We start from the raw sequence: 7,967 nt of genomic DNA on the forward strand, positions 1-7,967 counted from the left end.
CGGGACCAGCGCGCGAGAAAGCCCGGGTCTTCGCCGCTCATCGGCCCGCGCTCATCGGCCCGCGCTCATCGGCCCGCGCTCATCGGCCGGTGCCCGGCGGGCGCCCGCGTGCCGGGCGCAGCGCCAGCGCCTCCGGGTCGGCGGTGTCGCGCTTGCGCTTGAAGAAGGCGCGCTCGACGTGGTGCTCGGCGACGAAGGCCGCGACGCGGGCCTGCACGGCGGCCGGCATCGGCACCGGATCGACGATCTCGGCGCCGGTCTCGGTGTAGCCCTCGCCTTCGGTCGGGTCGGCGGTGACGGCGAAGAGGGCGACGCCCGGGGCCGCCTCGCTCGCCTGCAGGACGACCCAGAGCGCCGGGGCTCCGGAGAGGAGGTTGTCGCGGTAATGCGCCGTCTCGGTGTGGTGCAGCGCGATGTCGGCCGCGCCGGCATAGAACCGGGCGATGCCGTCCTCCTCGGAAAGGAGGGTCCAGGCCTCTGCCGCGGCGGGGGCGGGAAGTGCCGCGACGGGCACCCAGGCATGGTCCGCCCAGATGCTCCTGAGCGGCCGCCGCTCCACCACGATGCCGACGGAAAACGTCGATTCGGCCATGTTCAGCTCACCTTCCCGGCAGCGGCCACGGGCAGGCCCGAAGCGAGGTTCTGCGGCTTCATGCGCAGCGTCCGCCCGGCATCCATGGCGAGGAGGAGCCAGACCGGCCGCGCCCCGAGATCAGCGCGCGCCTCGCGCGGATCGGCGAAGTCGAGCCGGAACAGCGCAATGAGGCGGTCCGCCGTCGCCGGATCGATCTCCTCGCCCCGCCAGAGCGCGTTGCCGATCCTCGTCCCTTCGGCGTCGAGGCCGACGAACCAGCCGAAGTCCGGGTCGTCCATGCGGTCGACGGGTTCGACCCGGACCCCGGTCCCGAGGAGATGCAGCACCCAGCGCTCGATCACCGCCGCCAGCCCGCGCCGCGCCGCCGGGTCGCCAAAATTGAGCACGAAGTCGAAGGCGTCGCTGCGCTCGAAATAGTCGTCCGCATTGGCGGCGCCGAGCACCGGGAGTTCGCTCGCGGCAGGCCCGCCGAGCATGGCGAGGAGCGGCGAGGCATGGCGGTCGCGCTCGTGGCTCTCGATCGTCTCGGAATCGGCGAGGAGGACCGCGCCCTCATGGAAGGTGACGCGCTGCGGCCGGTAGAACAGCTCGGCCGCCCGCAGCACCGTGGCGTCGGCCAGGCCGTCGAGCGCGTTCCGCAGCACCACCTGGGTGAGCTGGTTGAGGAAGAGCGGCGGCGTCCGGCCCATGTCGCCGCGCGCGAGCGCGAGATAGGCGGCTTCGAGCGAGGGGGCGGCGATCAGCCGGTCGCGGAAGGCGATCATCAGCTCCCAGTTCTCGCGCGCATCCGGGTCGCGGAGCTTCGCGATCTCGGCGGGCCGGACGGGCCGGCGCGGATCGTGCATCAAGAGTTCGTGATGGAGCCGGATCTCCGCCTCGCAGGCGTCCTCGGGCGGCACGAGCTCCGGCCGGGCGAGATAGGCCTTCAGGAAGGCGTCGGTGACGACGAGCCGCCCCTCCGCGTCGCGGTCGAGAAGATGGTGGCCGGAGCCGATCCAGAAGTCCCTCATCGCCGGCCCGCCTTCAGGAGGTCGACCAGGCTCACCTCCTCCGCCGCGTCCTCCTCGTCATCCTCCACGATCCTGAAGACGCCCCGCGGCGCGAGCTGGTCGGCGCGGCGATGGAGGGTCCGGAACGCCTCCCGGACCCCGTCCGCCTCGATCGTGCGGTGGAGGGCGATCAGCGTGTCCGGGGGATGGTCGCAGAGCGACGCCGCGAAAGCGACCTCCTCCTCGGCTGCGCTGCGCGCAACCTCGAGGTCGGGCGCGCCGCAATGCCGGACGAGTTGCTCGGCGAGCCGGCCCACCACCTGCCCGTATTCGTCCGCCGCCGCCTCCGAGACGACGACGAGCGTGGACCAGCCGAAGCTCTCCACGCCGAGAAAGCCGGCGCGGAACGCCTGGAGCGCCTTGCCGGAGAGTTCGCCGGGGGCGACCCCGACGAAGCGGAAGCTGCCTGTTACGGCCCATTCGCCCGGCTCGGCCGCGGGCGCGTAGACGAAGCCGTCGGAGGCGTCGAGCCGGATGGTGCGCGGCAGTTTCAGAGCCATGGCGTTCCCGATTTCGGATCGCGCCAGGAGGGCGCCGCGAGGGCGGCGGCGAGGTCGCGGCGCTCCGCGCGGCCGGGGCCGATCCCGCCCGGCAGGACGAGGTCCCCGTTCTCGGCCAGCTGCCCGAGCGCGCCGGCAGCTTCCGGCAGCCGGCCGAGCAGGCGCTCGGCGATCGCCTGGAATCCCCGCTCCCGCCAGAGGTCGAATTCGAGCATCAGGAACCGCGCGAAGCTGGCGGTGAGGGCGCCCCCGTCGATCCCGGCGAATCCCAGTTCCTCCAGCGCGCCGAGCAGGGGCCGCAGGCCAGGTTCGTCGGCGCGCACGATGGCGGTCCGCAGCATGCCGCCGAAGACGAGCCAGTCCGGCACCGCGTCCTCCGATGCGCCCGCCGGCCAGCCCAGCCGGCCGCCGCCGACCAGCACTCCGTCGACGCGGATCGCGTCCGGCCAGTCGAGCGCGATCGGCTGCTGCGGCGGGGCGTGCGCGGCAAGCGCCAGAGCGAGCGCGTTCATGCCCGCGTGGAAGGTGCGGCGGGCAAGGGCGAGCGGCTCCTCGGGCTCGAGCACCACCGCGAACTCGACGAGATCGAACCGTCCAACCGAGACGAGCGTGCCCGCGCCGGCCTCGGCGGCGATGGCGCAGGCATGCGCGAATGCGTCGCCGGCCTCGCGAAGGGTCACGAGCCGATAAAGCGGTGGCAGATCGATCGTCCGGCCCTTGGCCGAAGCCGTGACGGCCATGAAGTCCTGTGCGCTGGTGCCGCGGTGCTAAGCGGTTATAATCCTTGTGCGGAGGCCGGCGCCACACTGCTTTCGGCTGCGGCGGGGAATGCGATGAAGCTCGAAGGCGCGCGCACTGTCCTGGTCTGCTCTTGCGAGCGGACGATGCCCGATTTCGGCGAGAGCGTCCGCGCCGGCTGTCCCGGCGCGGCGGTGGAGAGCGCGTTCGGGCTCTGCGGGGCGGAGCTCGACCGCGTGCGCGCTCTTCTGCGGGGAACGGGCGATATCACGATCTCGTGCACCCAGCAGGCGCCGCTCTTCCGCGAGCTCGCGGACGGGGCCGGCTATCGCGGCCGTCTCGATTTCGCGAATATCCGCGAGACCGGCGGCTGGTCGGACGAGGGCGCGGACGCGGGTCCCAAGGCCGCCGCTCTCCTGGCGATGGCGGCGGAGCCGCTCGGCGACACGCCGGTGACGAGCGTCACGAGCGGCGGCGTGGTGCTCGTCTACGGCAGCGACGAGGTTGCGGTCGCGGCGGGGCGGGCGCTTTCGGACCGGCTCGACGTCACCGTGCTCCTGTCGCGGCCCGCGGATGTTCCTCCGCCGCGGGTCTGGGATGTGCCCGTGATGCGGGGAACGATTACCGGGGCGACCGGCCATGTCGGCGGCTTCACGCTTCGCGTGGACGACCTCGCCGCGCCGCTGCCGTCCTCGCGCGGGCGGCTCGTCTTCGGGCCGGCGCGCGACGGCGCGACCTCGCATTGCGATCTGATCCTCGACCTCAGCGGCGGCGCGCCCCTGTTCGCCGCAGGCGAGCTCCTCGACGGCTACATCAAAGCGGATCCCGGCCGCCCCGCCGCCGTCGCGGAGGCGATCGCCCGGGCGGGCGAGCTGGTCGGGGAGTTCGACAAGCCGCGCTATGTCGAGTACGCCGCCGATCTCTGCGCCCATTCGCGCTCGCGCATCGCGGGCTGCACCCGGTGCCTCGATCTCTGTCCGACCGGGGCGATCGCGCCCGCCGGCGACCACGTGGCGATCGACCCGCTCGTCTGCGCCGGCTGCGGAAGCTGCGCCGCCGCCTGCCCGACCGGTGCCGCGTCCTACACGCTGCCGGCCGTGGAGGTGCTCCTCCGCCGCGTGCGCGCCGGGCTTGCCGCCTACCGGGCAGCGGGCGGACGGGACGCCGTCATCCTCTACCACGATAGCGAGCACGGCGAGGCGCTGGTCGATGCGCTCGGCCGCTTCGGCCCCGGCCTGCCGGCCCGCGTCGTACCGGTGGCCGTGAACGCGGTGACCCAGCTCGGCCTCGAATCCTTCGTGGCGCCGCTCGCATGGGGTGCGGCCGCCGTCCGCGCGCTCTCGCGGGAGAAGCCGCGGCACGATCCTGCCGGGCTGCTCGCAACGCTCGACATGGCGGACAGGGTCGCCTCGGCGCTCGGCTGGGGCGGGGCGATGGCTGTGATCGAGACCGACGACCCCGACCGGCTGCGCGCGGCGCTCGATGCCGTCCCGCGGCAGGAGCGGGAGCGGAAGGCGGCGACCTTCATGCCCGCCGGCGGCAAGCGCACCGTGCTCGCGACCGCGATGCGGGAGCTCCATGCCGTCGCGCCGAGCCCGGTCGACCGGGTGGCGCTGCCCGCCGGCGCGCCCTTCGGCGGCCTCGCGATCGAGGTCGAGGGCTGCACGCTGTGCCATTCCTGTGTCGCGGCCTGTCCGACCGGCGCGCTCGGCGACGATCCGGACCGGCCGGCCCTAACCTTCGCGGAAGATCGCTGCGTCCAGTGCGGCCTCTGTGCCGCGACCTGTCCCGAGAAGGTCATCGCGCTCGAACCGCGCATCGACTTCACCGCCTGGAACGCGCCGCGCCGGGTCGTGAAGGCCGAGGAGCCGTTCCACTGCATCGCCTGCGGCAAGCCGTTCGGCACGCGGAGCTCGATCGAGCGCGTGGTGGCGAAGCTCGCGGATAGGCACTGGATGTTCTCGGGATCCGCGGCGAAGCGGATCGACGTCATCCGCATGTGCGACACCTGCCGGGTGGAGGCGGTGACCAACGAGAGCTTCGATCCCTACGCGCAGCCGCGGCCGGCCCCGATGACGGGCGGGATTCACTTGCGCGCAGGCGATCCTGCCGAGGGGTCCGGCTGATCCTTCTTCATCGCCGCCCTTGCGAGAAAGGCGACGAGGGCGGCCCGGTCCTCCGCGCTGCCGATCCGCTGCTCCGGCATCTTGGTGCCCGGCGTGTAACGCATGGGTCCGACCTCGAAGAGCTTCGCGACGGTCTCCGGCGTCCAGACGATGTCCATGCCCTCGAGCGCGTGGGAATAGGGATAGCCGGGGAGTGACGCGATCCGCCGCCCGAAGATGCCGTGGAGCGTGGGGCCGGCGCGGGGGCCTTCGGCCGGGTCGAGCGTGTGGCAGGCGATACAGGCGCGGAAGACTTCGGCCCCGCGATCGCCTTCGTACGCCGCCAGCGGATCGGCCGGCCCGCCCGCCACGATGCCGCCGCGATGGGCCCCGGTCGCGACGTCCCACGCCCGGATGACGCGGTCCGCCCCGCCGGTGAGGAGCGTGCCGCCGTCCGGCGAGAAGGCGGCCGACCAGATCGGCAGTCCCGGGCCGACGAGCGTGCGGATGGTCGCGAGCGTGCTGCCGTCGAGGAGCGCGATCGCGCCCCTGAGGCCCGCCGCCGCCAGCATTGTGCCGTCGGGCGAGGCGGCGAGCGCGATGACCGGCGTCGGCGAGACCTCCGCGTCGGCGAGGACTCGGCCGGTCCTGTCCAGGAGCCGGACCCGGCCGTCGGCGGAGCCGGCCGCGAGCCGGTCCCCGCCGAGCGCGACGAGCGTGTTGATCGGGCTCGGCAGCGTGACCGTCTCCGGGGCGAAGTCGGGCGGCTTCCAGAACCGAACCGTGAGGTCGTAGCCGGCGCTCGCCGGCGTGCCGTCGGCGAGGAACGCGACGGCGTTGACATTGCCGTCATGGCCGCGGAGCACGCGCGGCGCGCCGCCGCCGAGCGGCCAGAGCCGCACCGTGCCGTCCCATGCGGCGGAGGCGAGCGTCGCCCCGTCGGGCGAGACCGCGAGCGCCGCGACCGGTGCCGTGTGCCCTTCGAGCACGCGCTCCGGCGCGGCCTCTCCGGGCTTCCATAGCGCGATCTGTCCGTCCGCCCCCGCCGAGGCGGCCCGGCCGTCTGGAAGCGCGGCGACGGCGTTCACCTGGCTCGCATGGAAGCGGAGGACCTGGCGCGCCGATCCGGAGGCGAGCGACCACAGGATGACGGCGGTGTCGAAGCTGCCGCTCACCGCCGTCCCGCCGTCCGCCGTGATGGCAAGGGCACGGACCGGGCCGCCATGGCCCCTGAGCTCGGCCGCCCCCGCTCCGGGCGCGAAGGTGGCGGCGAGGAGGCAGAGGGCGATCCCGGCGAGGCGCCGGATCGGGAGCCTGGTCCGTTCGTCGTCGCTCATCCCGGCCATCCCCCGCAGCATGCCGCCGGCCGCGCCGGCGGCGGCCCCTCAGGCGCGCTCGAAGGCCATGGCGACGCCCTGGCCGACGCCGACGCACATCGTGGCGAGGCCGTAGCGCCCGCCGCGGCGGTCGAGCTCGCGCACCGCCTCCGAGGCGATCCGCGCGCCCGACATGCCGAGCGGGTGGCCGAGCGCGATCGCGCCGCCGTTCGGGTTCACGTGCTCGGCATCGTCCGGCAGGCCGAGCTGGCGGGTGCAGGCGAGCGCCTGCGAGGCGAAAGCCTCGTTGAGCTCGATCACGTCGAAATCGGAGACGCGCAGGCCGAGCCGCTCCAGCAGCTTCCGGACCGCCGGCACCGGCCCGATCCCCATGATGCGGGGCGGCACGCCGGCGGACGCCATGCCGAGCACGCGGGCGAGCGGCGTCAGGCCGTGGCGCTCCACCGCCTCGGCGGACGCGACGATCATGGCGCCGGCGCCGTCATTGACGCCCGAGGCATTGCCGGCGGTCACGGTGCCGTCGGCGCGCACGATCGGCCGGAGCTTGGCGAGCGCCTCCATCGTGGTGTCCGGGCGCGGGTGCTCGTCCTTCTCCACGATCGTCGGGCCGGCCTTGCCGCCCGGCACCTCGACCGGGACGATCTGGCCGCCGATCCGCCCTTCGGCGATCGCCCGCGCGGTGCGCTCCTGGGAACGCAGGGCGAAGGCGTCCTGGTCGGCGCGCCCGACCTGGAAGTCCTGGGCGACGTTCTCGCCGGTTTCCGGCATGGAATCGACGCCGTATTGCTTCTTCATCAGCGGGTTGACGAAGCGCCAGCCGATCGTCGTGTCGTGGATCTCGGCGGCGCGCTGGAAGGCCTGCTCGGCCTTGCCCATCACGAAGGGCGCACGCGACATGGATTCCACCCCGCCGGCGATGGCAAGGTCGATGTCGCCCGCCCGGATCGCGCGGCTCGCCGCGCCGACCGCGTCGAGCCCGGAGGCGCAGAGGCGGTTCAGCGTCGTGCCCGGCGTCGTCTCGGGAAGGCCTGCGAGGAGGAGCGCCATCCGCGCGACGTTGCGGTTGTCCTCGCCGGCCTGGTTCGCGCAGCCCATGAAGACCTCGTCGACATGGTCGCGGATCGCCGGATGCCGCGCCACGAGCGCCCCGATCGGGACCGCGGCAAGGTCGTCCGCGCGCACCTTGGCGAGCGCGCCGGCATAGCGGCCGATCGGGGTCCGCACCGGGTCGCAGATATAGACGTCGCGGATCGCCGCCATCGCACACACTCCTCTCATGGTCGCGGGCGTTCTATCCGGATCGCCGGGGATGGGCCAGAGCCCGCATCATTGCGGCGGCGCTGGGCTCCCGCCCGCCATCTGCGCCCCGGGAGCGGCGCCTTCCTGCCACAGGCCGAGCCGCTCCGCCCGCGCCTTCTCGCCCGCCTCGGCATAGCGGTCGCCGGCCGGCTTCGCCCAGCCCTGCTCCACGAGCCAGAGCGCGATGTCGTCGCCGCCGACCGTGCAGCGGGTCTCGTGCGCGCGCTTCGCCTCCGCGTGCCGGGGGAGCTCGCATTCGATGGCGCGGCCGCGGATGAAGCGCTGCAGCGCGGTCCGCGCCATGCGGCCGCACGGACGGGCCGCCGCGCCCGCACCGCAGGCCG

General features: G+C 73.9%; 8 protein-coding genes. 1 reads left to right on the forward strand and 7 read right to left on the reverse strand.

Annotation, left to right across the window (positions count from 1 at the left end):
- Window positions 1–79: 79 nt before the first annotated feature.
- The 4 genes from E4O86_RS21390 to E4O86_RS21405 are packed head-to-tail and all read right to left on the reverse strand — an operon-like array spanning window position 80 to window position 2,884.
- Complete coding sequence (locus tag E4O86_RS21390) at window positions 80–592, reverse strand: DUF3305 domain-containing protein (RefSeq protein ID WP_161142580.1); 513 nt, start codon at window positions 590–592, stop codon at window positions 80–82.
- A gap of 2 nt (window positions 593–594) precedes the next feature.
- Entirely contained in the window at window positions 595–1,605 is a 1,011-nt protein-coding gene (locus E4O86_RS21395) for a DUF6352 family protein (RefSeq protein WP_161142581.1), read from the reverse strand.
- Window positions 1,602–2,144, reverse strand: coding sequence for a DUF6505 family protein (locus E4O86_RS21400; RefSeq protein WP_161142582.1), 543 nt, complete (start codon window positions 2,142–2,144; stop codon window positions 1,602–1,604). Before E4O86_RS21400 ends, E4O86_RS21395 begins: the two co-directional genes overlap by 4 nt.
- A complete protein-coding gene (locus E4O86_RS21405) occupies window positions 2,135–2,884 on the reverse strand; it encodes a biotin/lipoate--protein ligase family protein (protein WP_161142583.1) in 750 nt (249 codons plus the stop codon). The genes E4O86_RS21400 and E4O86_RS21405 overlap by 10 nt, the downstream gene beginning before the upstream one ends.
- Window positions 2,885–2,977: 93 nt before the next feature.
- Here E4O86_RS21405 and E4O86_RS21410 point away from each other — a divergent pair, with 93 nt between their 5' ends.
- Window positions 2,978–5,008, forward strand: a complete 2,031-nt coding sequence (locus E4O86_RS21410; protein ID WP_161142584.1) for a 4Fe-4S dicluster domain-containing protein — start codon at window positions 2,978–2,980, stop codon at window positions 5,006–5,008.
- On the opposite strand, the gene E4O86_RS21415 is transcribed toward E4O86_RS21410, so the two are convergent.
- The 3 genes from E4O86_RS21415 to E4O86_RS21425 all read right to left on the reverse strand — a co-directional run.
- A complete protein-coding gene (locus E4O86_RS21415) occupies window positions 4,969–6,324 on the reverse strand; it encodes a c-type cytochrome (protein ID WP_161142585.1) in 1,356 nt (451 codons plus the stop codon). The two genes, E4O86_RS21410 and E4O86_RS21415, sit on opposite strands and share 40 nt — an antisense overlap.
- Window positions 6,325–6,372: 48 nt before the next feature.
- Window positions 6,373–7,575, reverse strand: coding sequence for a 3-oxoadipyl-CoA thiolase (gene pcaF, locus E4O86_RS21420; RefSeq protein ID WP_161142587.1), 1,203 nt, complete (start codon window positions 7,573–7,575; stop codon window positions 6,373–6,375).
- Window positions 7,576–7,650: 75 nt separating this feature from the next.
- The coding region (locus tag E4O86_RS21425; RefSeq protein ID WP_205521031.1) for a thermonuclease family protein at window positions 7,651–7,967 on the reverse strand (317 nt) is incomplete at its 5' end.

Origin of the sequence: Propylenella binzhouense, assembly GCF_009866965.1 — a bacterium.
Taxonomy (GTDB): domain Bacteria; phylum Pseudomonadota; class Alphaproteobacteria; order Rhizobiales; family Afifellaceae; genus Propylenella; species Propylenella binzhouense.